The 25513-nt window shown below is 67.9% G+C and carries 25 protein-coding genes and 1 other RNA gene; 13 read left to right on the forward strand and 13 right to left on the reverse strand.

What is annotated here, in order from left to right; all coding sequences use genetic code 11:
* Positions 1-45: 45 nt before the first annotated feature.
* The 9 genes from ACUTR7_RS11620 to ACUTR7_RS11660 all read left to right on the forward strand — a co-directional run bounded on the left by ACUTR7_RS11620 (position 46) and on the right by ACUTR7_RS11660 (position 8411).
* Complete coding sequence (locus tag ACUTR7_RS11620) at positions 46-882, forward strand: Crp/Fnr family transcriptional regulator (RefSeq protein ID WP_013801494.1); 837 nt, start codon at positions 46-48, stop codon at positions 880-882.
* An 86-nt stretch (positions 883-968) separates the two neighbouring features.
* Entirely contained in the window at positions 969-2402 is a 1434-nt protein-coding gene (locus ACUTR7_RS11625) for an aldehyde dehydrogenase family protein (RefSeq protein ID WP_012206681.1), read from the forward strand.
* Positions 2403-2477: 75 nt separating this feature from the next.
* Positions 2478-3095: a DUF2889 domain-containing protein gene (locus tag ACUTR7_RS11630; protein WP_445608895.1), complete on the forward strand. Its 618-nt coding sequence runs from the start codon at positions 2478-2480 to the stop codon at positions 3093-3095.
* A gap of 24 nt (positions 3096-3119) precedes the next feature.
* A complete protein-coding gene (locus tag ACUTR7_RS11635) occupies positions 3120-3905 on the forward strand; it encodes an SDR family oxidoreductase (protein WP_445608896.1) in 786 nt (261 codons plus the stop codon).
* A gap of 65 nt (positions 3906-3970) precedes the next feature.
* A complete protein-coding gene (moaA, locus tag ACUTR7_RS11640) occupies positions 3971-5107 on the forward strand; it encodes a GTP 3',8-cyclase MoaA (RefSeq protein WP_013801490.1) in 1137 nt (378 codons plus the stop codon).
* An 86-nt stretch (positions 5108-5193) separates the two neighbouring features.
* Positions 5194-5889: a molybdenum cofactor guanylyltransferase MobA gene (mobA, locus tag ACUTR7_RS11645; RefSeq protein WP_445608897.1), complete on the forward strand. Its 696-nt coding sequence runs from the start codon at positions 5194-5196 to the stop codon at positions 5887-5889.
* A gap of 52 nt (positions 5890-5941) precedes the next feature.
* Complete coding sequence (gene moeA, locus ACUTR7_RS11650) at positions 5942-7288, forward strand: molybdopterin molybdotransferase MoeA (RefSeq protein WP_445608898.1); 1347 nt, start codon at positions 5942-5944, stop codon at positions 7286-7288.
* Positions 7289-7300: 12 nt separating this feature from the next.
* Positions 7301-7633 (forward strand): thioredoxin family protein, encoded by a 333-nt coding sequence (locus ACUTR7_RS11655; RefSeq protein ID WP_445608899.1) that lies wholly within the window; start codon positions 7301-7303, stop codon positions 7631-7633.
* Positions 7634-7679: 46 nt separating this feature from the next.
* Positions 7680-8411: a TetR/AcrR family transcriptional regulator gene (locus ACUTR7_RS11660; protein WP_224986460.1), complete on the forward strand. Its 732-nt coding sequence runs from the start codon at positions 7680-7682 to the stop codon at positions 8409-8411.
* Between the two features lie 53 nt (positions 8412-8464).
* Here ACUTR7_RS11660 and ACUTR7_RS11665 read toward each other — a convergent pair whose 3' ends face one another.
* The 7 genes from ACUTR7_RS11665 to ACUTR7_RS11695 form a co-directional block, all read right to left on the reverse strand.
* Positions 8465-9442, reverse strand: a complete 978-nt coding sequence (locus ACUTR7_RS11665) for a Bug family tripartite tricarboxylate transporter substrate binding protein (protein WP_013801486.1) — start codon at positions 9440-9442, stop codon at positions 8465-8467.
* Positions 9443-9495: 53 nt separating this feature from the next.
* Positions 9496-10317 (reverse strand): TauD/TfdA dioxygenase family protein, encoded by an 822-nt coding sequence (locus tag ACUTR7_RS11670; protein WP_034396088.1) that lies wholly within the window; start codon positions 10315-10317, stop codon positions 9496-9498.
* A gap of 40 nt (positions 10318-10357) precedes the next feature.
* Positions 10358-12607 (reverse strand): molybdopterin cofactor-binding domain-containing protein, encoded by a 2250-nt coding sequence (locus ACUTR7_RS11675; protein WP_445608900.1) that lies wholly within the window; start codon positions 12605-12607, stop codon positions 10358-10360.
* Positions 12585-13031, reverse strand: a complete 447-nt coding sequence (locus ACUTR7_RS11680) for a (2Fe-2S)-binding protein (protein WP_012206692.1) — start codon at positions 13029-13031, stop codon at positions 12585-12587. Before ACUTR7_RS11680 ends, ACUTR7_RS11675 begins: the two co-directional genes overlap by 23 nt.
* Before the next feature lie 51 nt (positions 13032-13082).
* On the reverse strand, positions 13083-14168 hold the full coding sequence (locus ACUTR7_RS11685; RefSeq protein ID WP_445608901.1) for a porin: 1086 nt from the start codon (positions 14166-14168) through the stop codon (positions 13083-13085).
* 225 nt (positions 14169-14393) lie between these two features.
* On the reverse strand, positions 14394-14840 hold the full coding sequence (gene rnhA, locus ACUTR7_RS11690; protein WP_013801482.1) for a ribonuclease HI: 447 nt from the start codon (positions 14838-14840) through the stop codon (positions 14394-14396).
* The gene (locus ACUTR7_RS11695; protein ID WP_096913653.1) at positions 14837-15667 is read right to left on the reverse strand and encodes a class I SAM-dependent methyltransferase; all 831 of its coding nucleotides are present in this window, start codon (positions 15665-15667) and stop codon (positions 14837-14839) included. The genes rnhA and ACUTR7_RS11695 overlap by 4 nt, the downstream gene beginning before the upstream one ends.
* Between ACUTR7_RS11695 and gloB the strand changes: the two genes are divergently transcribed.
* Together gloB and ACUTR7_RS11705 are read left to right on the forward strand one after the other, a co-directional pair.
* Positions 15666-16439, forward strand: a complete 774-nt coding sequence (gloB, locus tag ACUTR7_RS11700; protein WP_012206696.1) for a hydroxyacylglutathione hydrolase — start codon at positions 15666-15668, stop codon at positions 16437-16439. The genes ACUTR7_RS11695 and gloB overlap by 2 nt on opposite strands.
* On the forward strand, positions 16439-17974 hold the full coding sequence (locus ACUTR7_RS11705; RefSeq protein ID WP_192366397.1) for a transglycosylase SLT domain-containing protein: 1536 nt from the start codon (positions 16439-16441) through the stop codon (positions 17972-17974). The genes gloB and ACUTR7_RS11705 overlap by 1 nt, the downstream gene beginning before the upstream one ends.
* A 76-nt stretch (positions 17975-18050) precedes the next feature.
* Here the strand turns inward: ACUTR7_RS11705 and ACUTR7_RS11710 are convergent, their stop codons facing one another.
* The 5 genes from ACUTR7_RS11710 to dnaX form a co-directional block, all read right to left on the reverse strand.
* Entirely contained in the window at positions 18051-19136 is a 1086-nt protein-coding gene (locus ACUTR7_RS11710) for an ABC transporter substrate-binding protein (protein ID WP_012206698.1), read from the reverse strand.
* Positions 19137-19231: 95 nt separating this feature from the next.
* Entirely contained in the window at positions 19232-19663 is a 432-nt protein-coding gene (locus tag ACUTR7_RS11715; RefSeq protein ID WP_065346089.1) for an MAPEG family protein, read from the reverse strand.
* A gap of 45 nt (positions 19664-19708) precedes the next feature.
* Positions 19709-20299 carry a recombination mediator RecR gene (gene recR / locus ACUTR7_RS11720; protein WP_012206700.1) on the reverse strand — a complete coding sequence of 197 codons (591 nt, stop codon included), beginning with the start codon at positions 20297-20299 and terminating at the stop codon, positions 19709-19711.
* A gap of 145 nt (positions 20300-20444) precedes the next feature.
* On the reverse strand, positions 20445-20777 hold the full coding sequence (locus tag ACUTR7_RS11725; protein WP_012206701.1) for a YbaB/EbfC family nucleoid-associated protein: 333 nt from the start codon (positions 20775-20777) through the stop codon (positions 20445-20447).
* Between the two features lie 47 nt (positions 20778-20824).
* Positions 20825-23017, reverse strand: coding sequence for a DNA polymerase III subunit gamma/tau (gene dnaX, locus ACUTR7_RS11730; protein ID WP_445608902.1), 2193 nt, complete (start codon positions 23015-23017; stop codon positions 20825-20827).
* A gap of 100 nt (positions 23018-23117) precedes the next feature.
* Here dnaX and ffs point away from each other — a divergent pair.
* Positions 23118-23214, forward strand: an RNA gene (ffs, locus tag ACUTR7_RS11735) — signal recognition particle sRNA small type.
* 65 nt (positions 23215-23279) lie between these two features.
* Here the strand turns inward: ffs and ACUTR7_RS11740 are convergent.
* Entirely contained in the window at positions 23280-24656 is a 1377-nt protein-coding gene (locus tag ACUTR7_RS11740; RefSeq protein ID WP_445608903.1) for a TIGR03862 family flavoprotein, read from the reverse strand.
* 271 nt (positions 24657-24927) lie between these two features.
* Between ACUTR7_RS11740 and trxA the strand changes: the two genes are divergently transcribed.
* Complete coding sequence (gene trxA / locus ACUTR7_RS11745; protein WP_012206704.1) at positions 24928-25260, forward strand: thioredoxin TrxA; 333 nt, start codon at positions 24928-24930, stop codon at positions 25258-25260.
* Positions 25261-25513 lie beyond the last annotated feature (253 nt).

Consider the following 25513-nt stretch of genomic DNA (forward strand, 5'->3'; position numbering starts at 1 on the left):
GATGTTGCGCAACCATGGTGGTGTCATCAAGGATTGGCGTCTGTCATGGATCCGACACAAGCCTCATCGCACACCTCGGGCTTACCCGCACCCGCCCCGGCAGCTCCGGCAGCCCACGCCGCCCCGCGCGGCGTACGGCGCCGTGCTGCGGCCGGCCCGCCGGGCATGGCCGATCTCTGGGCCACCATCGAGGCGGGCCGCTGGTTCCACGCCCTGCCGCCGGAGCTGGGCGCACAGCTCAAGGCACTGGCCCAGCCCCGCACGCTGGCGGCAGGCGACTGGCTGTTCCGGCGCGGCGACCCGCCCTGCGGCCTCTATGCGGTGGCGCGTGGTGCGCTCAGCATCTCGGGAACGGCCGCCTGCGGCGAGCAGGCCCGCACGGCGCTGCTGACCCTGGTGGAGCCTCCCATGTGGCTGGGGGAAATCGCGCTGTTCGATGGAGCCGAGCGCACCCACGATGCCCAGGCAGCCACGGCCTGCACCGTGCTGCACGTGCCCCAGGCCCCACTGCAGGCATGGCTGGCGGCCCATCCCGAACACTGGCAGGTGCTGGCCTTGCTGCTGACCGACAAGCTGCGCGTGTGCCTGATGGCGCTGGAGGAGCACACGCTGCTGCCTGCGCCGCAGCGCCTGGCGCGGCGTCTGGTGCGCATGGCCGAAGGCTTTGACCAGTGGCAGCCGGACGGCCAGGGCCGCCAGCGCTGGCGCCGCGAGCTGGATGTTTCCCAGGAACAGCTGGCGCGCATGCTGGGCCTGTCGCGCCAGACCACCAACCAGATCCTGCAGGAGCTGCAGCAGGCCGGTTGCCTGCAACTGCGGCGCGGCAAGATGGAGGTGCTGGACCGGCAGGGCCTGCGCGACGCGGGCTGGCCCGAGGACTGAAGCCACTGAAGCCACCAAGGCGATCGAGGGGACGCAGCAACGCCCGGGACTGGACAAGCGGCGCGGGCACCCCACAATCGGGCTCCATGCAATACCACTACATCGGCAATGCGTCCGTGCCCACGGAGTCGGGGCGCACGATCCCCGTGCTGGACCCGTCGGACGGGCAGGCTTTCGACGAGCTGCAGCGCGGCTCGCCCCAGGACATCGACCTGGCCGTGCGTTCGGCGCGCGAGTGCCAGGACAGCGTCTGGAGCAAGCTTTCTGCCGCAGAGCGCGGGCGCCTGCTGATGCGCCTGTCGGGCAGCGTGCTCCAGCATGCCGATGAACTCACGGCCATTGAGCAGCGCGACTGCGGCAAGCCCACGCGCCAGGCCCGTGCCGATGTGCTGGCGCTGGCGCGCTACTTCGAGTTCTATGCCGGCGCCTGCGACAAGCTGCACGGTGAGACCCTGCCCTACCAGCAGGGCTACAGCGCCCTGACCTGGCGCGAGCCCCACGGCGTGACCGGCCACATCGTGCCCTGGAACTATCCCATGCAGATCCTGGGCCGCAGCGTGGGCGCGGCGCTGGCCGCGGGCAATACCTGTGTGGTCAAGCCCTCGGAAGACGCCTGCCTGTCCGTGCTGCGCGTGGCGCGGCTGGCCACCGAGGCAGGCTTTCCAGCCGGTGCCTTCAACGTGGTCACCGGCCTGGGTCACGAGGTGGGCGAGGCCCTGGCGCGCCATCCCGGCGTAGACCACCTGAGCTTCACGGGCAGCCCCGGCGTGGGCACGCTGATCCAGCAGGCGGCTGCCGAGCGCCACTGCCCCGTCACGCTGGAGCTGGGCGGCAAGAGCCCGCAGATCGTGTTTGCAGACGCGGACCTTGATGCCGCCGTGCCCGCCATCGTCAACGCCATCGTGCAGAACGCGGGCCAGACCTGCTCGGCAGGTTCGCGCGTGCTGATCGACTCGCTGATCTACGAGCCGCTGCTCGAACGCCTGGGCCAGGCCTTCGAGGCGCTGCGCGTGGGCCCGGCCGCCATGGACCTGGACCTGGGGCCGCTGATCCGCGCCAGCCAGCAGCAGCGTGTCTGGGACTTCCTGTCCGACGCCCAGGTGGCCGGCATTGCCGTGGTGGCGCAGGGCCAGATCGTCGAGGATGCGCCCGACAGCGGCTTTTACCAGGCGCCCACCCTGCTGCGCGACGTGCCGCCCGAGCACCGGCTGGCGCAGGAAGAGATTTTCGGCCCCGTGCTCTGCGCCATGCCCTTCCATGACGAGGACCATGCCGTGCAACTGGCCAATGGCACGGCCTACGGCCTGGTGGCCGGCCTGTGGACGCGCGACGGCGCGCGCCAGCTGCGTCTGGCGCGGCGCCTGCGCTGCGGCCAGGTCTTCATCAACAACTACGGCGCCGGTGGCGGCGTGGAGCTGCCCTTCGGCGGCGTCAAGTCCAGCGGCCATGGCCGCGAAAAGGGCTTCGAGGCGCTCTACGGCTTCACCACGCTGAAGACCGTCGCCATACGGCATGGCTGATCTTCGCGCATGACGGAAAATCGCGGGATGCCCGGCGCCAGCCGGCAGCCCGCGACAGAAAGAACAGCTTCCCCCATGCCCTTGTCCCCCATTCCCGACCGCACGCCCCAGCATGAACGCGACGTGCGCTACCGCAGCTACGCCCGCGCCGATGGCCTCTGGGATATCGAAGGCGAGCTGCGCGACAGCAAGACCCATGACATCGAACTGAGCGGCGGCCGCCACATGCCCGCCGGCACGGCCATACACCACATGTGGATACGCACCACGGTCGATGCCCGCCTGGCGGTGCAGGCCATCGAGGTCGTCATGGATTCTCACCCGCTGGGCCACTGCCCCGAGGCCACGCGGGCCCTGCGGAAAATGGTGGGCTGCAGCATGGCGCGCGGCTGGCGCAAGGCCATCAACGAGAACCTGGGCGGCGTGGCCAGCTGCACGCATCTGCGCGAGCTGCTGTTCAACATGGCCACGGCCGCCTTCCAGTCCGTACCGGGCGTCTTTGGCGATGCCGACCCCAGCCAGCCGCCACGCCACCTGGGCCAGTGCCTGGGCTGGGACTTCAATGGCCCCGGCGTGGCGCGCTATTACCCGCAATTCGTGGGCTGGCAGCCCGGCACAAGCGGCGTGACCCCGATCCCGGCGACCACAGCAACCACAGCAACCACAGCAACCACCGAAACCCAGGGGGCCTGACCCCCGACCGAGGAGCAAAGCCCGATGCGTGTCCAGGACAAATCCATCATCGTCACAGGCGCCGGCAGCGGCATCGGGGCCGGCATCGCGCAGCGGCTGGCCGCCGAAGGTGCCCGGGTCATCGTCAACGACATCGACCGCGAGGCCGGCACGCGCGTGGCACAGGCCATCACCGCCGAAGGCGGCCGGGCACTTTTCGTGCAGGCGGACATGACAAGCAGCGAACAGGTCAAGGCCCTGGTGCAGGCCACGCTGCAGGCGCATGGCCGGCTCGATGCCTTCGTCAACAACGCGGGCTGGACGCACCGCAACCGCCCCATGCTCGAAGTCAGCGAGGCCGAGTTCGACCGCGTCTACGCCATCAACGTCAAGAGCATCTACCTTTCTGCCGTGCACGGCGTGCCCGCCATGCGCGCCAACCCGGCGCTGGCCGATGGCCGCCCTGGCGGCGGCAGCTTCATCAACATCGCCTCCACGGCCGGCCTGCGCCCTCGGCCGGGTCTGACCTGGTACAACGGCTCCAAGGGTGCCGTCATCATCACCAGCAAGTCCATGGCGGCCGAGCTCGGGCCCGAGAACATCCGCGTCAACTGCATCAACCCCGTGTTCAACCCGGACACCGGCCTGGCCGCCGAGTTCGCCGGCGGCCCGGTGGACGAAGCGCGCCGCGCACGCTTTCTGGCGACCATTCCGCTGGGCCGCTTCTCCACCGCAGGGGACGTGGCCAATGCCGCGCTGTATCTGGCCAGCGACGAGGCCGCCTTCATCAGCGGCACCTGCATCGAGGTGGACGGAGCGCGCTGCGTCTAGACACAGATCAAGAACTGCAGGCTTGCGCAGTGCCTGGACATAGGCATTCGGGCAAAATCGCAGGCATGGCAGAACGAGTGATCCCCCTGGTCGACGAGCGCTCCCCCACGCGCCCGGCCGCCGTGCCAAGTCTGCTGCAGACGCCCACCGGCGATCTGCAGGACAGGCTTGGCCGGTCGCTGCGCGACCTGCGCATCAGCATCACCGACCGCTGCAACTTCCGCTGCAGCTACTGCATGCCCAAGGAAGTCTTCGACAAGAACTACAGTTACCTGCCGCACGGCTCGCTGCTGAGTTTCGAGGAAATCACGCGCACGGCGCGCCTGTTCGTACAGCACGGCGTGCAGAAGATCCGGCTGACGGGCGGCGAGCCGCTGCTGCGCAAGAACGTGGAAACGCTGGTGGAGCAGCTCTCCGCCCTGCGCACGCCCGGCGGCCAGCCTCTGGACCTGACGCTGACCACCAACGGCTCCCTGCTGGCCCGCAAGGCCCGCGCGCTCAAGGACGCGGGCCTGAACCGCGTCACCGTGAGCCTGGACGGGCTGGACGACGCGGTGTTCCGCAGCATGAACGACGTGGACTTCCCGGTCTCCGACGTGCTGGCCGGCATCGAGGCGGCCCAGGCCGCGGGCCTGACCAACATCAAGGTCAACATGGTGGTCAAGCGCGGCACCAATGAAGACCAGATCCTGCCCATGGCGCGCCACTTCCAGGGCACGGGCGTGACCTTGCGCTTCATCGAATACATGGATGTGGGCGCGACCAACGGCTGGCGCATGGACGAGGTTCTGCCCTCCGACGAGGTCATCGCCCGGCTGCGCGCCGAACTGCCCCTGGTGCCGCTGCAGCCCAGCGCCACCGGCGAGACGGCCGTGCGCTGGGGCTATGCCGACGCGCGCGGCCTGCACGACCCGTCGCTGGGCGAGGTCGGCGTGATCAGCAGCGTCACCCATGCCTTTTGCGGCGACTGCAACCGCGCGCGCCTGTCCACTGAAGGCCGGCTGTACCTGTGCCTGTTCGCCTCCGAAGGCTGGGACCTGCGCAGCCTGCTGCGCAGCGGCGCCAGCGATGCCGAGGTCGCCTCCGCGCTGGCCCCCATCTGGCAGCAGCGCAGCGACCGCTACTCCGAACTGCGCGCCAGCCTGCCGGCCAGCACGGGCACGCAGCGCAGGCGCATCGAGATGAGCTACATCGGCGGCTGATCCGTGCGGCGTGCGCGGGGCGTCGGCGCCCTGCCATCGCCGCCTCGCCCCCTACTCCTTTTCCCCGCTGCTCCCTCCCGCCCCACATGCCCCCTTCTTCCCATCCCGCTCCCCTGCACGTCCCCCTGCCCCTGAACGACATCACGGGCTGCGTGCTGGCAGGCGGGCGCGGCATGCGCATGGGCGGCATCGACAAGGGGCTGCAGCCCTTTCTGGGCCAGCCGCTGGCGGCCCATGCGCTGGACCGCCTGGCGCCCCAGGTCGGGCATCTGCTGATCAACGCCAATCGCCATGCCGAGGCCTATGCGCAATTGGGCGCGGCCCACGGTGCGCCGGTCTGGCCCGATGCCGAACCCCACTATCCCGGCCCGCTGGCCGGCTTCCTGAGCGGCCTGATGCACTGCCGGACGCCCTGGCTGGTCTGCGTGCCCTGCGATACGCCGCTGTTCCCGCTGGACCTTGTGGAGCGGCTTGTGCAGGCGGCGCTGTCGCAGCAGCCTGCGGCCGACATCGTCGTCGCCCATGGCTGGGAGCGCTCGCTTGACGCAGATCAATCCCTGCTGCGGGCCCAGCCCGTGTTCTGCCTGATGCGGTCATCGCTGCGTGATAGTCTGCAATCGTTCATACGCTCGGGCGGCCGCAAGATCGATGCATGGACGGGCCAGCACCGCTGCGCCACGGCCCTCTTCGACCGCGCAGGCGACAGCCCGCTGGCCTTTGCCAACGCCAACACGCAGCAGGAGCTGCAGGCGCTGGCGCGCGCCGCAGCCACCCCGTCGTAGCGCCCCGCGCCGCCGGCCCGCACGCCGCCTTGCCCAACCGGATTCCGTTCTGATGACCGCATCCTTCCAGCCCGCATCCCCCACCACCGCATCCACCCAGGACCTGAGGGTCGATCAGGCCCTGACACAGCTGGCCAGCCTGCTGCAGCCCCTGGGCCCGGTGGCAGAGTTGGAGACGCTGGCGCTGGCCGATGCGCTGGACCGCGTGCTGGCCGAAGACATCGTCTCCCCCGTCGATGTGCCAGCGCATGACAACGCCGCCATGGATGGCTATGCCTTCGATGGCGGCCAGTTGCAGGCAGCTCACGCCGGTTCGCCCGCTGCACCGCTGGTGCTGCGCGTGGTCGGCCAGGCCCTGGCCGGCAAACCCTGGCACGGCACCGTGCAGGCCGGCGAGTGCATCAAGATCATGACCGGCGCCGTGCTGCCGAGCGGGCTGGACACGGTAATCGCGCATGAACGCACCGTGTCCGCAGGCACTGACCACATCGGCATTCCGGCAGGCAGCGTGCGTGCCGGGGACAACCGGCGCCTGCGCGGCGAGGACCTGAGCCTGGGCCGCGTGGCCCTGTCGGCGGGCCAGCGCCTGCATCCCGCGGCCCTGGGCCTGATCGCCAGCCTGGGCCAGCCCCAGGTGCGCGTGCGCAGGCGGCTGCGCGTGGCCTATTTCTCCACGGGCGATGAAATCCTCCACCCCGGCACGGCACCGCGCGAGGGTGCGGTCTACGACAGCAACCGCTTCAGCCTCATCGGCCTGCTGCAGCGCATGGGCGTGCAGGTGCTGGACCTGGGCGTGGTGGCCGACGAGCCCGAGGCCCTGCAGGAGCGCCTGCGCGAAGCCGCCTCCCTGGCCGACGTGGTGCTGACCAGCGGCGGCATCAGCGCAGGCGAGGCCGACCACACGCGCGCCATGCTGCAGCGCATGGGCTGCGTGCACTTCTGGCGACTGGCCATGCGGCCCGGCCGGCCGCTGGCCGTGGGCCTGCTGCAGCCCGATGCGGGCACGCCGTTTGCCGCAAGCCGCACGCCTGCACGCACCACGGTGCTGATCGGCCTTCCTGGCAATCCCGTGGCCGCCATGGTCAGCTTTCTGGTCTTTGTCCGTCCGGCGCTGCTGCAGCTCATGGGCGCTGCGCAGGCAGTTGCCGAGGCGGCCGCCCTGCCCCAGGCCGTGGCTGCCCATGCGCTGTCCAAGCGGCCGGGCCGCACCGAGTACCAGCGCGGCCTTCTGTCCACAGGCGCCGATGGCCGCTGCCTGGTCCGCACCACCGGGCCGCAGGGTTCGGGCGTGCTGCGCTCCATGGCCGAGGCGGACTGCCTCATCGTGCTCGAACATGAGCGCGGTGCCGTGCAAGCCGGCGAAACCGTATCCATCCTGCCGCTGCAGGCCTTTCCCTGACAGGAGATTCCCATGCCCTTCCAGTCCAAGCACCTGACCGACGCCCCCGATCGCAGCACCGTCGACATGCTGCCCGGCGCTACCTTGCTGGAGTTCGGCACCGCCTGGTGCGGCCACTGCCAGGGCGCGCAACCGCTGATTGCTCAGGCGCTGGATGCCGCCCCGCAGGTGGCGCACATCAAGGTGGAAGACGGCCCCGGCCGGGCCCTGGGTCGCAGCTACCGCGTCAAGCTCTGGCCCACCCTGATCTTTCTGCGTGACGGGCAGGAGGTGCAAAGGCTGGTGCGGCCCCAGCAGGCCCGCGAGATCGCGGACGCACTGGCCCGCATCACCGCCCAGCCCTGACGCTTGCGGCGCGGCCGCTGCCTGTGTATCGCCGACAATGGCCCGCATGCCGCCTCAAAAGAAGCCAACCGAATCCGCGCCCAAGAAGCCCCGCCGCAACAGCGGCCGCCCGCTGGCCGACGATGCCGTGGGACGGGACATCATCCTGCAGACCACGGTCAACCTGCTCAAGACCCGCACACCGGAGCAGCTGAGCATTCTGGAAATCGCGGCGGCAGCCGGTGTCACGCGTGCCCTGGTGCGCTACTACTTCAGCAGCCTCAAGGGCTTGCTGCAGGAGGTGACGGAGTCCCTGATGCGCGAGTTGCAAAACCGCATGGAAGTGGCGCTCAGGACACAGGGCACGGTGGAAGAGCGCGTCTACCAGCGCCTGCTGCTGCGGCTGGATTTCATGCGCGAGCACCCGCAGTTCGAGCGGCTGGCGCTCTCCGAGATCTACCACTACGAAAGCGAAGAAGAGCCGCCGCCCTCGGGCACGCCGCTGCAGCGCATCACGCGGCGCGGGCTGGAGCTGACCTCGACCATGCTGATGAACGGAGCGCAGGCCAGCCACCCGGCACAGGTGGACCCGCGCTTCATCCACCTGGCCATCCTCAGCATTTCGGCCTTCCTGCCCACGGCACGGCCGCTGCTGGCCGAGCTGTTCGGTGAGGGACCCGAGGCAGACCAGCAGATCGAGCGCTACCTGCGCTTCATGTCCCATCTGCTGGCCGAGCGCATCAGGCAGGATGCGCCGGCGCAAGACCACCCTCCGTCCCCGGGCCACCACCCGGGATGACTTGCGCCGGCGCCCGCTGCTTCCTCCCTCCTTTCGTTCGGTGCCTGTTCAATCTAGTCCGGCTGTATGCCCAGCTCCTTGACCAGCCGCCCGAAGCGCTCGAAATCGCCGGCATTGGTCTTGCCCAGCCGCTGGGGCGGGCCGCCCACAGGGACGGTTCCCAGCGTGGCCATGCGCGCCACCACGTCGGGCATCCTGAGGATCTCGTTGAGGTGCGTATTCAGGAGCTTGACCACCTCGGCGGGCATGTTCCTGGGGCCGAACAGGCCATACCAGGCGGTCAGCTCCACGTCCTTGTAGCCCAGCTCGGCCAGCGTGGGCACGTCGGGCGCCAGCGGTGAGCGCTGGGCATCGGCCACGGCCAGCGCCACCAGCTTGCCGCCGGGCAGGTAGGGAGCGATGGAGCCCAGCGTGCTGTAGGTGAAGGGCACATGGCCGCCCACCACATCGGTGACGGCCGGCGCCACGCCCTTGTAGGGTATGGCCTCAAAGCGGGCGCCCGTGGCGCGCCGGACCATCTCGCCGAGGAAGTGCATGGGCGAGCCGTTGCCCGGCGTGGCATAGCCCAGCGAGCGGCCTTGGCTGGAGGAGATGGCCTCCTTGAAGCTGCGCACGCCCGCACCGGGCCCGGCGACGAGGAACAGCGAAGTGGAGCCGACCTCGATCACGGGCGTGAAGCCATTGAGCACGTCGTAGCCGTGGCCCGCGCCCAGCTTGAGCACCAGTTGGGCCATGGCAAAGGTATTGGGCGCCAGCAGCAGCGTGTAGCCATCGGCCGGTGCCTTGGCCACGAAACTGCTGCCTATGGTGCCGCTGGCGCCCGCGCGGTTGTCCACGAGCACGGACTGGCCGATGCGGGCCGACAGCTTCTCGCCCAGCAGCCGCGCCAGCGCGTCGGTATCGCCGCCTGCGGGGTAGGCCACGACGATGGTGACCGGCTTGTGGGGGTAGGTCTGGGCCTGCGCCGGACCGGCGAGCAGCGCCAGGGCCATGGCCGCGCCCAGGGCGAGCGTTCTGCGTTTCGCTTTCATGGAGAGGGCTTTCATCGTGGTTTTTTCATTGTCAGCAAAGGTCGTTGCCGGGCTCAAGCCTGGCGTATCGCCACACGGTGCATCCGCCGCGCTGCGGGGTGGTAGTCATTGACCGCGTAGTGCTGCGTGGCCAGGTTGTCCCAGATGGCCACCGAGCCCTTGCGCCAGCGAAAGCGCACCTGCCATTCAGGCACCTTGGCCAGCCCGCTGAGCATGGCGATCAGGGCCGCGCTCTCGTCGCTGGTCACGCCTTCTATGTGCGTGGTGTAGAGCGAGTTCACAAAGGCCACGGGCAGGCAGGTCACCGGGTGCACCAGGACCACGGGCTGCTCCAGCGGCGGATGCTTGAGGCGGGTGGCGCGATAGGCCTCGCCAGACGGATCTCGGCGCATCAGGCTTTGCCTGAGCGCTGGCGCCTCCCAGTTGTGGGTGGCGCGCAGCTTGCGCAGATAGGCCTGCAGCTCGGGCGCCAGCGAGGCGAAGGCCGTGGTCATGCTGGCCCACATGGTGTCGCCGCCCGTGGGCGGCACGTCCACGGCGTAGAGGCAGGCACCGGCGGGCGGCTTGGTCTGCCAGGTCAGGTCGGCATGCCAGATGTCGGTGCCGGTGCGCGTGCCCTGGCTGATCAGCAGCTCGACATGGGGATCGTCCGGGTGCGAGGGAAAGGTGGAGGACACGGGCTCTACCTTGCCGAACACCTGGGCCACGCGCACCTGCTGCGCAGGGTCCAGCGTCTGGTCGCGGAAGAATATGACCTGGCGCTCGGCCAGCAGCCGGCGCAGCGCGTCCGCATGGTCATGCACCTGCGCCGGGTCCGAGAGATCGATGCCGTAGATCTCCGATCCTATGCACGGGGTGATGTGTTCGACTTGCATGAAATTCCTTTTCTCGAAAAAAGCGGGGTTGGGGTGGTGATCAGGTGGACGCGATGTCCTGCGGCAGCGGCATGGAGCGGAACCGGCGGCCGGTGGCATGGAACAGGGCCGTGGCCACGGCAGGCGCCGTGGGGCCCAGGGCCACTTCGCCGCAGCCCTGGGGCGGCCGGTCGCTTTCGACCAGGACCACTTCCACGCGGGGCATTTCGGACAGTTGCAGCAGCGGGTAGTCGTGGAAATTGCTTTGCTGCACCACGCCCTTGTCAAAGCCCAGCCGGCTCTTGAAGGTGTTGGTCAGCGCAAAGCCGATGCCGCCTTCGACATTGGCCTTGACCAGTCCCGGGTTGACCACGCGGCCCGCGTCGATGGCGCAGATGGCGCGCTCCAGCCGCACGCGGCCTTCCACAACACGCAATTCCATGACCAGCGCGACAAAGGTCTGGAAGCTCTCGCCCCGCCCCGTGTAGACGTTGAAGGTCATGGCGCGGTGCAGGCCTGCCGGTGCGGGCTGCTCCCAGCGCGCGGCCTTGGCCGCCGCATCCAGCACGCCCAGCGCCAGCGGCTGGCCGGCCAGCAGGCGGCGCCGGTACTGGTAGTCGTCCACGCCTGCGGTGTGGGCCAGCTCGCTGATGAAGCTTTCCAGGAAGAACACGCTGGACGTGGTGCCCACGCTGCGCAGATAGCTCAGCGGTATGGGCTGCTGCACGTCCACGGCATCCACCAGCAGGTTGGGCACGCCGTAGATCAGGTCGTAGATGGACTCGACCATGGTCTCGTCCCAGCCGCCTGCATCGGCCATCTTCTTGGGGTTGATGGCCCCGTACAGCGACTGGCCCGAGATGCGTGCATGCAGCGCGGCAGGCAGCCCGTCGGCGCCCAGCACGGCACTCAGCCGCCCCGAGGCACCGGGCCGGTAGTAGGAATGCCGTATGTCGTCCTCGCGCGAGCGGATGACCTTGACGGGCCGGCCCACGGCCTTGGATGCCGCTGCCGCATGCAAGGCGAAGTCGGGCATGTACTTGCGCCCGAAGCTGCCTCCGAGGAAGGTGGTGTGCACGATGACCTTGTCCGCAGGCACGCCGCAGGCCTTGCCCAGTTCGCCGCGCAGGAAGTCCTGGCCCTGGTAGGACCCCCAGGTTTCGACTTCGCCGTCGCGCACATGCACGGTGGCGGCCAGCGGCTCCATGGTGGCGTGCGTGATGTAGGGCGAGTGGTAGTCGGCCGTGATCGGCTTGCCCGCCGCCAGCATTTCGCGCGGCTTGCCCAGGCTGCGAGCAACGACGGCCTTGTCGTTCGACAGACCTGCGACGAACTGCGCATGGATGCGCTCGCTGTCCACGCCGGCCGCCGCGCCAGCGTCGAATTCGATGTCCAGCGCGTCGGCGGCCTGCTTGGCGATCCAGTACGAATCGGCCACCACGACCACGGTGCTGGGCTCAGGGTCGGGCCACTGCGTGGTGCGCACGATGGCATGCACGCCGGGGCGCGCGCGCACCTCTGCCTCGTTGCGGATGCGCACGATGCGCCCCGTCACGCTGGGCGCCATGCGCACGGCGCCGATCAGCATGCCGGGCACCTCGACATCGATGCCGAAGACCGCACTGCCATCGACCTTGGCCGGGGTGTCCACCCGGCGCAGGTTGCGGCCGATCAGGCCCTGCTCGGAAGCCGACTTCATGCGCGGGCGCGCGGCGATGGACAGCCTGGAAGCCTCGGCCACGATCTCGCCGTAGCCCACGCTGCGGCCCGTCGCGGAGTGCAGCACGCGGCCGGCGCGCGTGCTGCACTGGGATGCCCGCACGCCCAGCCGGGCCGCGCCGGCACGCAGCAGCACATCACGGGCCTGGGCACCGGCCAGGCGCATGCGCTCGTAGAAATAGTTCATCGACATCGACGCGCCCACGAACTGCTGGAACGGCATCTCGCCCGCATCGTTGCGATAGGCGTCGCGCCCCGTGACGAAGCGCACGGTCACGCTGGCCCAGTCGGCATCGAGCTCGTCGGCCAGCACCTGGGGCAGGCCCGTGTAGATGCCCTGGCCCACCTCGCACTGCGACACGCCGATCACCACCTGCCCCGAAGGCTCGATCCAGACCCAATCGCCGATGGAGGAAGCCGTTGCTGCCGCTGCACCGGCCTCCGCTGGCGCGGCCTGCGCCAGCGGAATCAGCAGGCTGCCGGCAGCAGGCGCCACCAGCAGCGCAGCAGCGCTCTGGAGCAGATGCCTGCGCCGCAGCGAGATGGCAGAGCCGGCCGTGCGGCCCCGTTCATTGCTTGGACGCTGCGGCATGGATGGCCTCCCGGATGCGGTGGTAGGTGGCGCAGCGGCACAGATTGGTCATGGCCTCGTCGATCTGCGCATCGGTGGGCTGTGGATGGGTCTTGAGCAGCGCGGCAGCGGCCATGACCATGCCGGACTGGCAGTAGCCGCACTGCGGCACGTCCTTGTCCATCCAGGCCTTCTGGATGGGGTGGGAACGGTTGCTGGACAGCCCTTCGATGGTCGTGACCGCCTTGCCGCCCACCGTCGAGACGGGCAGCACGCAGGAGCGCACCGGCTCGCCATCGACATGGACCGTGCAGGCTCCGCACATGCTGATGCCGCAGCCGAACTTGGTGCCGGGCAGCTTGAAGTGATCGCGCAGCACCCACAGCAAGGGGGTCTGCCCGTCGCCGTCAAAGGCCACGCTTCGGGAATTGAGGGTGAATTTCATCGTGGGGTCTCCAATGCGCCCGCATCGACCGGGCTGCATGTCTCATGCCTCTCAGAACGAGTGGTGTATGCCTGCCGCAATCACGGTCTGCGTGCGCCCGCTGGCAACGCCCACGGAATTCATCGCCGCCACGCCATCCGAGGCGCGCTGGTGCGTGACCGAGGCATGCAGCTGCGTGCGTTTGGAGAAGGCGTAGCGCGCGCCCAGGTGGACCTGGTTCCACTTCGTCTGCTCGAAGCGGCTGAAGGAGTAGCCCGTGTTGATGGTCACGGCCTGGCTGGTCTGCCAGGCCAGGCCCAGGTCAAGGGCACTCATGTTGCTGGAGGCTGCGCCGTACTTGAGCGTGGAGCGCGTCAGCAGCGCGTTGAGCCGGACCGGAAGCGCATCGAGCTGGTAACCGCCGCCGATGCCCAGCACCTGGAAGGTATCGAGCACCAGGGGCCGGCCCGCCACCAGGTCCTGGCCCAGCGCGTTCGCCAGGCCCGTGCGCCCGGCGATATCGAAGGCACGGCCACGCGCATCGGTGTAGGCCACGGCCAGATTGAGCTTGGCACTGGAATAGCTGCCCATGACGCTGTAGGTACGGTTGGCCTGCGAGCGGCCCGGCACCTCGCCAAAGCCGTACTGCGCGCCGAACTGCATGCCGCCCATGCTGGGCGTCAGGTAGACCACGGAGTTGTCCACCGGAAACTGGCTGGACAGGCCGTCCAGATTGCCGGGGTGGTAGAGATAGAAGTTGTAGAGCTGGTAGCCGTTGCCCCACTGGCTCAGCGTGCCGGCCGTGAAATCGACCTGGCGACCCAGCCGCACCGAGCCCATCGACGCGCTGTCCAGACCCACCCAGGAAGCCCGGTTGAAGTAGCTGGTCGGCGAGATCGGCGAGCCGATGTCCGTGAGGAATCCGTTCTCCAGCTGGAACGAGGCCTTCATGCCACCGCCCAGATCCTCCGATCCGCGCAGGCCCCAGAGGTCAGGCTGGGAAATGGCCGAATCCATGCGCGTCAGCCGGCTCCCGCGCACATCGCTGATCCAGGGCATGGTCAGGTCCATGCTGCCGTACAGCGTCACCGAACTCTGGGCCAGCGCCGCTCCCGCGCCGCCCAGCATCGCCAATGCGGCAATTGCTTTGTATTTCATCGCAAGGCTCTTTCATCGTGAGATGGGTAAAAAAATTCCACAAGTGGCAATTTTGAACACCACGCCACGGAAGATGCCTGGCAGGGCGCGAACTAATTTCCACTTATGGAAATATTAGCTGCGCGGGCCGAATTCTGGTTCTGGGGTTTTCATCTACCGCGTTGTAGGTAGGTCTCGGGAGGTGGAAGCAAGGGACGGGCATTGCACCCGCCCCACACCAGGCGCTCAGCGCCCCAGTGCCTGGTCCACGCCCTTGTTGGCCAGGGCGTCTGCCCGCTCGTTGCCAGGGTCGCCTGCGTGGCCCTTGACCCAGCGCCAGTCGATGCGGTGCCCGCCCCCCTGGACTAGGGCATCCAGCCGCTGCCACAGCTCCACGTTCTTGACCGGCTCCTTGGAGGCCGTCTTCCAGCCCTTGGCCTTCCAGCCATGGATCCATTCGGTGATGCCCTTGAGCACGTACTGGCTGTCGATGTAGAGCACCACATCGCAGGGCCGCCTGAGCGCGGACAGCGCCTCGATCACGGCCATCATCTCCATGCGGTTGTTGGTCGTGTTCAGCTCGCCGCCGAACAGCTCTTTCCTGGCGCTGCCGGCCTCCAGCACCACGCCCCAGCCGCCGGGACCCGGATTGCCCTTGCAGGCGCCGTCCGTGTAGATAACAACTTGATTCAAAAAATTTCCTTGGGTTGAATGGCCCGGCCTTCAGGCCGGTTGGAATGCGGATCGCTGCCCTGCACCGCCTGCGCCGGCATGCGGTGGGCCACAGGCACGGAGGCGCCCGACACGGCTGCGCGGCCACGCCAGGCAGGCTCCAGCATGCGTGCGCCCGGCACGCGCTTGACGGCCACCACGCAGTACACGCCGCCCAGCATGGGCCAGCCCAGCCGCCCCACGCGGTCCATGAACTGCCAGCGCCGCAGCCAGCGATCCGTCTGCACCGCGGGACGATAGCAGCCGAACTGCACGGCCTCGATCTCGAAGGCCAGCAATCGCAGCCAGTCGCGCAGCCGCCAGTAGCCCACGCCCCAGCCCACATCGGGCAGATACACGCCGCGCTCGGCACGGCGCTGCACGCCCAGCAGACTGGCGGGGTTGAGCCCGCACACGACGATACGGCCCTCCGGCATCAGCACCCTGGCCGCCTCGCGCAATACGGCATGCGGGTCCGGCGAGGTCTCCAGCGTGTGCGGCATGACGACGAGGTCGAGGCTGGCCTCGGGAAACGGCAGCGCGGCCGGATCGGCCAGCAGCGCCACGGGCACCTCCAGCGGCGGCACGCCCTCGGCTGGCACCGCATCCTGCATGGAATCCAGGGCCAGCCAGCGGTGCGGCATGCGATTGGCGCGCAGGCCCTGGAGCATGGGCATGCCCAACTGCAGGCTGTGATAGCCGAAAATATCGGCCACCGCCTCGTCGCAGCGCTGCTGCTCCCATTCCAGCAGGTAGTGGCCGAGGGCAGATTGCGTCCAGTGATGCGTCCCTATAATTTTGCTGCTCATGAACCTGTTGCCCATCCCCGCTTTTTCCGACAACTACATCTGGCTGCTGTACGACGCAGGGCAGGCCCTGGTCGTCGATCCCGGCGATGCAGCGCCCGTGCTGGCCAGCCTGCGCCAGCTGGACTTGCAGCTGCAGGGCATTTTAGTCACCCACCACCATGCCGATCATGTCGGCGGCGTGGCGCAGCTGCGCCAGGCCACGGGCGCCCAGGTCTGGGGCCCCGCCTACGAGCAGTTGCCCGAGCCCGTGCAGCGCGTGCAGGGTGGCGATACCGTGCAGGCCCTGGGCGGCCCCTGGCAGGTCATTGACGTGCCCGGCCACACCAGCGGCCACATCGCCTTCTACAGCACCGCGGCGCAGGCGCAGCCCGTGCTGTTCTGCGGCGATACCCTGTTTTCAGGGGGGTGCGGGCGCCTGTTCGAAGGCACGCCGCAGCAGATGCAGCAATCGCTGGACGATCTGGCCGCGCTGCCGGACAACACCCTGGTCTGCTGCGCACATGAGTACACAATGTCCAACCTGCGCTTTGCGCAGGCCGTGGAACCAAACAACCAGGCCCTGGCTCACTACCAGAGGCATTGTCAGGCGTTGCGCGAGGCCGGCCGGCCCACGCTGCCTTCCCTGATGGAGACCGAGCGCTCCATCAATCCCTTTCTTAGAACGCGCGAATCCGCAGTGGCCGCCGCCGCCGCAGGCTTCGACGCACAGGTGAGACAGCAGGACCCCGCCAGCGTGCTGGCCGGCCTGCGCCAATGGAAAAACGTCTTCTGATGAAACTGCTACACACCCTGCTGCTGGGCAGCCTGCTGGCTCTTGCGGGCTGCGCCACCACCAGCAGCCCGGACCTGGCCAGCACGGCCCCCGCCCCCAGCACCGCACCGCACTCCCCGATGTACCCCAACGGACCGCTGAGCCCGCTGGGCACAGGCAGCGCCGGCAACGGCGGCGTGGCCTCGCTGGAGACCACGGGCGATCTGTGGGTACGCATTCGCCAGGGCTTCGCCATGCCCGACCTGGACCAAGATCTGGTCAAGGACCGCGAGCAGTGGTATGCCAGCCGGCCCGACTACATACAGCGCATGACCGAGCGCTCCAGCAAGTACCTGTTCCACATCGTCGAGGAACTGGAGCGGCGTAACATGCCCACCGAGCTGGCACTGCTGCCCTACATCGAGAGCGCCTTCAACCCGCAGGCCGTCTCCACCGCCAAGGCGGCCGGCATGTGGCAGTTCATGCCGGCCACCGGCACCTATTTCGACCTCAAGCAAAACGCCTTCCGCGACGACCGCCGCGACGTGCTGGCCTCCACGCGCGCCGCGCTGGACTACCTGCAAAAGCTCTACGACATGTTCGGCGACTGGCACCTGGCCCTGGCCGCCTACAACTGGGGCGAAGGCAGCGTGGGCCGCGCCATCAAGCGCAACGAGAAGCTGGGCCTGCCCACGGGCTACACCGACCTGCAGATGCCGGCCGAGACCCGCATGTACGTACCCAAGCTGCAGGCCGTCAAGAACATCGTGGCCAACCCCGATGCGTTCAACACCGAGCTGCCGCTGATCGAGAACCACCCCTACTTCCAGACCGTCACCATCACCCGTGACATCGACGTGGAACTGGTGGCCAAGCTGGCCGATGTATCGACCGATGACTTCAAGGCGCTCAATCCCAGCTTCCGCAAGCCGGTGATCTTTGCGGCCGGCACGCCGGAGATCCTGCTGCCCTGGGACAACGCCAAGGTGTTTCGCCGCAACATGCAGGCCTTCGACGAAGGCCAGTACGCGAGCTGGACCGTGTGGACCGTGCCTTCCACCATCAGCGTGGCCGAGGCGGCCCAGCGTGTGGGCCTGGGCGAGTCCGACCTGCGCGCCCTCAACAACATCCCCCCGCGCATGCTGATCAAGGCAGGCTCCGCGCTCATGGTGCCGCGCGGCGCCAACGTGCGTGCCGACGTGGCCGGCCACGTGGCCGACAACGGCCAGATCAGCTTTGCCCCCGAGATCATCACGCGCCGCACCACCATCAAGGCCCGCAAGCGCGACACGCTGATCAGCGTGGCCAACCGCTACGGCGTCAGCGCGTCCAATCTGGCGGACTGGAATGACCTGAAGTCCTCCGCCACCCTGCATGCCGGCCAATCGCTGGTGGCCTACCTGCCGGTGCGCGCCAGCAGCGGCGGCAATGCCCGGGCGGCCAAGTCCACCGGAACCGCGCGCAAGGTAGCCGTGCAGCCGCAAAACCGCAATGCCAAGGTGTCGGTCACCACGGCGCCGCGTGGCGGCAAGCCATCCAAGGTGAAAAAGCGCTGAAGGCGCTGAAGGCACCGCCACTGCCCCACTCCAAAGAGCCCGCTTTCGCGGGCTCTTTTGCGTGCGGCCCGGGGGCTCAGGTGTGGAAACGCTGGCGGGACTGCCGCACGAATTCGTTGGTGAACGAGCGCTCCAGGTCGATACCGCTGCGCGCCAGCGCAGGGTTGAGCCGGACCAGGGCGCGCAGGGCCGTGGCAGGCCCGTCATCGGGCATCAGGCCATCGGGCGAGATGGTGGTGCGCATGTGCTCGAAGGCCGACAGATAGGCGCGCCGCGAGCCCAGCAGATAGGGTGCAGGCACGGCCCTGAGCACATCCATGGGCGCGGCGGTCTGCAGCCACTTGAGCGATCGGACCATGGCATTGCTCAGCGCCTGGGCCTTGGCAGGGTTCTTGCGCAAAAAGGCCTGGGTCGCGTACAGCGTGCCCGAGGGCATGGAGCCGCCGTACAGCTGCGCGCTGCTGCGCAGATCACGCAGGTCTCTGACGATGCGCACGGCTCCCTTGTCCTCCAGCACGCTCATCAGCGGGTCCGCATGGCACAGCGCATGCACGCGCCCGGTGCGCAGCGCCTCCATGGCGTCAGGCCCCGAGCCCACACCCACCAGTTGCACCAGATCGGCCTCCAGACCATCGCCCAGCAGCATCAGTTGCACGGCCCGGGCCGTGGATGCGCCCAGCGAGGACACGCCCACGCGCCGCCCGCGCAGGTCGGCCAGCGTCTGGTAGCGCGGCATCCAGCGCGAGGACACGCCCAGCGCAATCTGCGGCGCACGCCCCTGCACGACAAAGGCACGCAGCACACTGCCGCGCTGCTGCGCGACAAGCGTGTGTTCATAGGCACCCGCGCACACATCGGCGGCGCCCGATTCCAGCGCCTGCAGCGACTGCGACCCGCCCGGATAGTCATCGATGCGCACGGTCAGGCCCTCGGCCTCGAAGTACCCCAGTTGCTGGGCAATCACCAGCGGCAGGTAATACAGCAGGCCCTGACCGCCCACGGAAATCGTCACCAGCTCGGCCGAACCGAGGGAAGGAAACGACCAAAGGGAACCCAGCCCCATGAGGCTCAACAAGGTTCGGCGATCAAGCACGTGGGAAGACATGGTGGTTATTTTGCTGCAGTGCAACACGATCATGCCCAGAGCCCGCATGCACAGCATCGGTGCTTGCCCGTATGTGAAACACCGTAGGCTTCAGGGCCAGCACGGCGCGCGGTGAACACGCGCCCGGCCCTCACCCAGGTCTCACCCAGGCCTCAGCGGTAGCCCGCGAAAAACAGCAGCAGATTCACCACCAGCGCCAGCGCCCAGGCCAGACTGCGCAGCGTGGCGCGGTCCGTCACATAGAGGGCGATGTAGGCAATACGCAACACAACAAAGGCCACGGCCAGGCCATCGACACGCGCGGACGGTGCACCCAATTGCCAGGCAACCAGCAAGGCGCCAATGAAGAAAGGCAGGCACTCGAAGCTATTGGCCTGCGCCGCGTTGGCCCGTGCCTGGTAGCCCGTCTGCTGCGCCAGCCAGGCCCGGGGTTCGTGGTTGTCGAAACCGCGCTGCCCCGGCCGGTGCTTCATGCCGGGCGCCTTGGCGATGTAGGCGCAGGCCAGCGGCAGCAGGGCCGCCACCAGCAGGCACCAATGCGCTATGGAGAAGCCGCCGGGCGGCAGGATGACAGAGGTCGGCATACAGGCTCCTGATGAATAGACAAGAAACGCCAGCCGCCTCGGCCACTACCGGCGGTCCACCAGCGCATGGGCGATCGTACCGAGGTCCACGTACTCGAGTTCGCTACCTATGGGCACGCCGCGCGCCAGGCGCGTCACATGGATGCCGCGCGCCTTCAGGGCCTCGCTGATCGCATGGGCCGTGGCCTCGCCTTCGGCCGTGAAGCTGGTGGCCAGGATCACCTCCTGCACCTTGCCGTCGCCGGCACGCTCCAGCAGGGATGACAGGTTCAGATCGCGCGGACCTATGCCGTCGAGTGGCGACAACCGCCCCATCAGCACGTAGTAATAGCCTTGGTAGGCACCCGTGCGCTCCATGGCCGCCATATCGGCGGGTGCCTCCACCACGCACAACCGGGCCGCGTCACGCCCTTCATCCTGGCAGATGGAGCAGATGCGGCCTTCGGTGAAGGTATGGCAGCGCTCGCAGTGGGTGACCGACTCCACGGCCGTGGTCAGGGCACGGGCCAGTTGCCGCGCACCGTCCTGGTCGCGCTGCAGCAGGTGGAAGGCCATGCGCTGCGCCGACTTGATGCCCACACCCGGGAGCCTGCGCAAGGCCTCGATCAGGCCATCGAGCGATTGCACGTCCGACATGGCAGCTTCCTTTCAATGGAGAAGGTTCTCAGAAAAAAAGCGATCTGCAGGGGCAGATCGCTCGATGGCCACTCCACACGAGTGGGCAGCTGGAGAAGCCGGCATGGCCTCTCCAGGCTGTTCGGCACAACCGCTGGGGCCTGCCTCAGAACGGGAACTTCATGCCGCCCGGCAGGCCGGGCATGCCGGCCGTGAGCTTGCCCATCTTCTCGTTGGAAGTCTCTTCGGCCTTGCGCACGGCGGCGTTGAAGGCGGCAGCCACCAGATCTTCCAGCATGTCCTTGTCTTCGGCCAGCAGGCTGGGGTCGATGGTGATGCGCTTGACGTCGTGCTTGCAGGTCATGACCACCTTCACGAGGCCCGCGCCAGACTCGCCTTCCACCTCGATGTTGCCCAGTTCATCCTGGGCCTTCTTGAGGTTGTCCTGCATGGCCTGGGCTTGCTTCATCAGGCCGGCCAGTTGTCCTTTGTTGAACATGTGAGTTCCTTCTTCTGTAGGGTAAAAACGAAACGCTCTAGAGCGTGTCAGGGCTGAATGGATACGGGCTTGATACTGCCGGGCACGATTTTCGCGCCATGGCTGCGGATCAGGGTCTGCACCAGAGAATGATTCATCACGATGTCTTCTGCAATGCGCTGGCGCTCATGGCTGGCCACCGCATTGCGCCGCGCGGGGCTGTCTGCCACGGCGCCTTGCTCCACATGCAGTTGCCGCGCCAGGCCTGCGGCCTCCAGCGCCGCACGCAGGCGCTCGCGCGTGGCGGGCTGCGCCAGCGAGCTGCTTTCCACGCGCAGCGTCCATGCATCGCCGTCGCGCGCCACCAGTTGCGACTGCAGCGCCAGCTGCCGCGCCAGCGCCGTGACGGCCTCGGCATGCACCAGTTGCTGGACGGCAGCGTGCCAGACATCGCCATCGGGCGTGCGCTCCACGGTCGGCGCGGGTGGCGCACCGGGGGACTGACGGCCACGTTCGGGAGCGAAGTCCTGCACATCGATCTGAGTGTCGATCTGCGGTTCGGCCTGCCGTGCCACGGCAGCGGCAGGCGGCTCCAGGGCCAGATCTCCGTCATCGCTCCAGCGGCCTTCGTCGGCCCAGCCTTCATCGGGCATCCCGGCCCAGGCACCCTCGTCCGGCGCATCGGCATCCTGCGCCTGCGGCGCCTCATCGGCAGAAGAGTCTTCGTCTTCCTGCACATCGTCCACAGGCTCGTCCAGGGGCTCCTGGGCGACACCGGCGGCCGGCTTCACCGCTGGAGCAACGGAAGGCCTGGCCTCCTGGACAGGCGCAAGCACAGGTTCCGGCCTAGCAACTGGGGCCACGGCCACGGGCGCCTGAACAGGCGCTGGAGCCGCAACGGCTTGCACCACGGGAGCGACCACGGCGGGCGCAGCGGTCACTGGAGATGCGGCAGGCGCGACAGGAGCAGGAGGCGCGACCGGGACGGGCATGGCCGCCTCGGCTGGGACAGCGGGAGCCTCGGGCAAAGCGGGAGCCTCAGGCACAGCGGGCTGTGCGGGCCGCGTCTGCGCAACGGGCGCGGGAGATTCAGGCTTCGCCGTGGAGGGGGTCAGCGCTGGAGTTTTTTTTTCAGCCGCGCCCGGAGCGGGCTCTGCAGATTGCGGCTTGAACGCCAGCAGCCGCAGCAGCGCCATGGTCAGGGCCGCGTACTCGTCGGGTGCCAGGCCCAGTTCGGCCCGGCCATGCAGGCAGATGCTGTAGAGCAGCTGGGTTTCGTCGCGCGGCATCAGCACCGCAAGGCGGGCGATCTCTGCGGCCTCTGGATCGCTGGCGTCAGCGGCCATCTGCGGCACGGCCTGTGCCACGGCCATGCGCTGCAGCACGGCACACATTTCCTCCAGCGTGGAGGCAGCGGACAGGCCATTGCGGCGCAGCGCGTCGGAGGTTTCCACCACCACCTGGCCATCGGCCTGGGCGAGTGCCTCGATCAAGCGGAACACATGGCTGCGGTCCACGCTGCCCAGCATCTGGCGCACCGTGGCCTCCTGCAGCTGTCCGCTGCCAAAGGCAATGGCCTGGTCCGTCAGCGACAGCGCATCGCGCATGGAGCCACGCGCGGCGCGCGACAGCAGGCGCAGGGCCTGGGGCTCGGAGGCCACGCCTTCCTGCCCCAGCACCTGGCCCAGATGCTCCAGTACGGTCTCGGGCGCCATGGGCCGCAGGTTGAACTGCAGGCAGCGGCTGAGCACGGTCACGGGCACCTTCTGCGGATCGGTGGTGGCCAGCACGAACTTCAGGTATTCGGGCGGCTCCTCCAGCGTCTTGAGCATGGCGTTGAAGGCCGTGTTCGTGAGCATGTGCACTTCGTCGATCATGAAGACCTTGAAGCGTCCCTGCACCGGCTTGTAGACAGCCTGCTCCAGCAGGCTCTGCACCTCGTCCACGCCACGGTTGGAGGCAGCGTCCAGCTCCGTGTAGTCGGGAAAGCGCCCGCTGTCGATTTCGGTACAGGCCGCACAGACGCCGCAGGGCGTTGCCGTGATGCCGCCCTGGCCATCGGCGCCCTGGCAGTTGAGCGACTTGGCCAGAATGCGCGAGACCGTGGTCTTGCCCACGCCGCGCGTGCCGGTGAACAGATAGGCATGGTGCAGGCGCTGCTGCGTCAGGGCATTGGTGAGCGCCTGAACGACATGCTCCTGCCCCACCATTTCAGAGAAATTGCGGGGGCGGTATTTGCGGGCCAGCACAAGATAAGACATCCCGCGATTCTACGGGGCTGGGCGCCCTTGCCCGAGGCGACCCGGGTTTGGCCGGCCATGTCGTCCGGGCGGCCCGGTGTTTGCCCCTATAATCGAGAGTGACGGGCCTCCTCGCATGGGGAAGCGGCCAACCGGGTCAGGTGGGGAACCAAGCAGCCCTAACCGTGAAACCAGTGCCGAGGGCAAGGCTCGTCACCTTCATTGAACAGCAGGCCCTGCGGGCGCCTGCCCCGTCCAGGCCCGCTGCGGCACCCTCTCCTCCTTAACGCTCTGCGCCATCCGCCTTGAGATAGCGCGCAACGCCTTGCGCCGCCTGCAGGCCGCTGGCCATGCACGCCGTCAGCAGGTAGCCGCCCGTGGGAGCCTCCCAGTCCAGCATCTCGCCGGCGCAGAAAACGCCAGGAGCGGCTGCGCACATGCCGTTGGCGTCCAGAGCTTCCAGCCGCACGCCGCCTGCCGTGCTGATGGCCTCGTCAATGGGTCGTGCCGCCACCACGGTGATGGGCAGGGCCTTGATGGCATGGGCCAGCCGCACAGGGTCGGCCACACCTTCCTTGCCCAGCACCTCATGCAGCACGGCGGCCTTGATGCCGTCCAGGCCCAGGCGCCCCTTCAGATGGCTGGCCAGGCTGCGCGAGCCGCGCGGATGGCGCACTTCCACCAGCACGCGCTCGGGCATCAACTGGGGCAGCAGGTCGAGATGGACGGTGGCCTGCCCATCGCGCGCAATGGCTTCGCGCAGCGCCGCAGAGACGGCATAGATCAGGCTGCCTTCCACGCCCGTGGTCGTGGCAATGAATTCGCCCTTGCGCGAGAAAACATGGCCCTTGCCATCATCAAAGGACAGCGCCACCGACTTGAACGGCTGGCCCGCAAAGCGCTCGGTGAAATAAGGACTCCAGCCGCGCGCAGGCTGGGGGCTGGCACCCAGCAGCTCGGCCATGAACTCCCGGCGATCGATCTGTCCGCTCGAAGCCGCACCATCCAGGCCCACATCGAACCCGCAGTTGGAAGGCTTCAACGCAGCGACTTCAACACCGCGCTGCTCCAGCAAGGGCAGCCAGGCGCCATCCGAGCCCAGGCGCGCCCAGCTGCCACCGCCCAATGCCAGCACCACGGCCCTTGCCCGCACCTGCAGCCGCCCTTCGGGTGTATCAAAGCCCAGCGCATCGCCGTCTTGCCAGCCCACCCAGCGGTGGCGCGTGTGCAGCACCACGCCCTGGGTCTGCAGACGCACCAGCCAGGCACGCAGCAAGGGCGCAGCCTTCATGTCCTTGGGGAATACGCGGCCCGAGCTGCCCACAAAGGTTTCCACGCCCAGTTCACCGGCCCAGGCACGCAGTTGATCCGGCGACAGCAGTTCCAGCCAGCGCGACACCTCGGCACTGCGCTCGCCGTAGCGGGAGACAAAGGCGGGCAGGTTTTCGGAATGGGTCAGGTTGAGCCCGCCCTTGCCTGCCATGAGGAACTTGCGCCCAGCGGAGGACTTGGCCTCGAACACATGGACATCCAGCCCCTTGCCGGCCAGCCCTTCGGCCGCCATCAGGCCCGCAGGCCCCGCACCGATCACCGCCACATCGCAGTCCATCGTGCGCGCTGCCGCACCGGGTTCAAAAGCATCCATCACATCAGTTTCCATTCCATGCTCGCATTCAACTTGGCGCTGCCGGCCGGCACATATGCCTGCAGCGCGGGCGCGCAGAATACCCTGCCGCAGGCCGGTCTGCGCGCAGGCGCCACTAATTCCCGGAGTCCCGGCAACCCTGTCGCCACCCCATAAACAGCTATGACAGTCATAGCATTGAGCTACCGCCCATACGGTGCAGCAGGTGATAGGTTTCTGTCACAATCTTTTTGCGGTGCGGATTTTCCTGCGCCTTCCTCATTGCGAAAAATCAAGGACTCCACCCATGGCCAGCGAACTGATCAAACACATCTCCGACGCAAGCTTTGAAGCCGACGTCTTGCAGCCTGGCACCACGGTGCTGGTCGATTACTGGGCCGAATGGTGCGGCCCCTGCAAGATGATCGCCCCCATCCTCGACGAAGCAGCGCAGACCTACAAGGAAAAGCTGTCCATCGCCAAGATGAATGTGGACGAGAACCGCGAGATCCCCGCCAAGTTCGGCATCCGCGGCATCCCCACGCTGATGCTGTTCAAGGATGGCCAGCTGGCCGCCACCAAGGTGGGCGCCCTCAACAAGGCACAGCTGTCCGCTTTCCTGGAACAGCACCTGGCCTGATTCCCCCGACGGCCCCGCACACGGGGCCGTCACAGATGCGGGCCGGCGTTGGCCGCAGCACCGCATCGCACTGGCGCATAAACGAGGCGCCGGCGCAAATTTCCCTGTGACCTTCGGATTTTTTCCTGTCATAATGCCCTTCATCACCGGCCTTATGCATTGAAGGCCGCGCTGAGACCCTCAGGCAAGCCAGCCCACTTCCACAGTGTTTCGCTTGGCTCAACGCCTTCCCCTGGTTTCTTTCCACTCCGTT

The sequence above is a fragment of the Delftia sp. NA_296.1 genome (genome assembly GCF_052692095.1).

Bases quoted from the DNA above. Each gene is read 5' to 3' on its own strand.
- ACUTR7_RS11710 (WP_012206698.1), bottom strand. From the start codon at position 19,136: ATGCTGTGCATGCGGGCTCTGGGCATGATCGTGTTGCACTGCAGCAAA.
- moaA (WP_013801490.1), top strand. From the start codon at position 3,971: ATGGCAGAACGAGTGATCCCCCTGGTCGACGAGCGCTCCCCCACGCGC.
- ACUTR7_RS11635 (WP_445608896.1), top strand. From the start codon at position 3,120: ATGCGTGTCCAGGACAAATCCATCATCGTCACAGGCGCCGGCAGCGGC.
- ACUTR7_RS11665 (WP_013801486.1), bottom strand. From the start codon at position 9,442: ATGAAAGCGAAACGCAGAACGCTCGCCCTGGGCGCGGCCATGGCCCTG.
- mobA (WP_445608897.1), top strand. From the start codon at position 5,194: ATGCCCCCTTCTTCCCATCCCGCTCCCCTGCACGTCCCCCTGCCCCTG.
- gloB (WP_012206696.1), top strand. From the start codon at position 15,666: ATGAACCTGTTGCCCATCCCCGCTTTTTCCGACAACTACATCTGGCTG.
- ACUTR7_RS11660 (WP_224986460.1), top strand. From the start codon at position 7,680: ATGCCGCCTCAAAAGAAGCCAACCGAATCCGCGCCCAAGAAGCCCCGC.
- ACUTR7_RS11705 (WP_192366397.1), top strand. From the start codon at position 16,439: ATGAAACTGCTACACACCCTGCTGCTGGGCAGCCTGCTGGCTCTTGCG.
- ACUTR7_RS11740 (WP_445608903.1), bottom strand. From the start codon at position 24,656: ATGGAAACTGATGTGATGGATGCTTTTGAACCCGGTGCGGCAGCGCGC.
- ACUTR7_RS11625 (WP_012206681.1), top strand. From the start codon at position 969: ATGCAATACCACTACATCGGCAATGCGTCCGTGCCCACGGAGTCGGGG.
- ACUTR7_RS11655 (WP_445608899.1), top strand. From the start codon at position 7,301: ATGCCCTTCCAGTCCAAGCACCTGACCGACGCCCCCGATCGCAGCACC.
- ACUTR7_RS11675 (WP_445608900.1), bottom strand. From the start codon at position 12,607: ATGCCGCAGCGTCCAAGCAATGAACGGGGCCGCACGGCCGGCTCTGCC.
- recR (WP_012206700.1), bottom strand. From the start codon at position 20,299: ATGTCGGACGTGCAATCGCTCGATGGCCTGATCGAGGCCTTGCGCAGG.
- ACUTR7_RS11695 (WP_096913653.1), bottom strand. From the start codon at position 15,667: ATGAGCAGCAAAATTATAGGGACGCATCACTGGACGCAATCTGCCCTC.
- trxA (WP_012206704.1), top strand. From the start codon at position 24,928: ATGGCCAGCGAACTGATCAAACACATCTCCGACGCAAGCTTTGAAGCC.
- ACUTR7_RS11680 (WP_012206692.1), bottom strand. From the start codon at position 13,031: ATGAAATTCACCCTCAATTCCCGAAGCGTGGCCTTTGACGGCGACGGG.
- ACUTR7_RS11670 (WP_034396088.1), bottom strand. From the start codon at position 10,317: ATGCAAGTCGAACACATCACCCCGTGCATAGGATCGGAGATCTACGGC.
- ACUTR7_RS11715 (WP_065346089.1), bottom strand. From the start codon at position 19,663: ATGCCGACCTCTGTCATCCTGCCGCCCGGCGGCTTCTCCATAGCGCAT.
- dnaX (WP_445608902.1), bottom strand. From the start codon at position 23,017: ATGTCTTATCTTGTGCTGGCCCGCAAATACCGCCCCCGCAATTTCTCT.
- ACUTR7_RS11620 (WP_013801494.1), top strand. From the start codon at position 46: ATGGATCCGACACAAGCCTCATCGCACACCTCGGGCTTACCCGCACCC.
- ACUTR7_RS11685 (WP_445608901.1), bottom strand. From the start codon at position 14,168: ATGAAATACAAAGCAATTGCCGCATTGGCGATGCTGGGCGGCGCGGGA.
- ACUTR7_RS11725 (WP_012206701.1), bottom strand. From the start codon at position 20,777: ATGTTCAACAAAGGACAACTGGCCGGCCTGATGAAGCAAGCCCAGGCC.
- moeA (WP_445608898.1), top strand. From the start codon at position 5,942: ATGACCGCATCCTTCCAGCCCGCATCCCCCACCACCGCATCCACCCAG.
- ACUTR7_RS11630 (WP_445608895.1), top strand. From the start codon at position 2,478: ATGCCCTTGTCCCCCATTCCCGACCGCACGCCCCAGCATGAACGCGAC.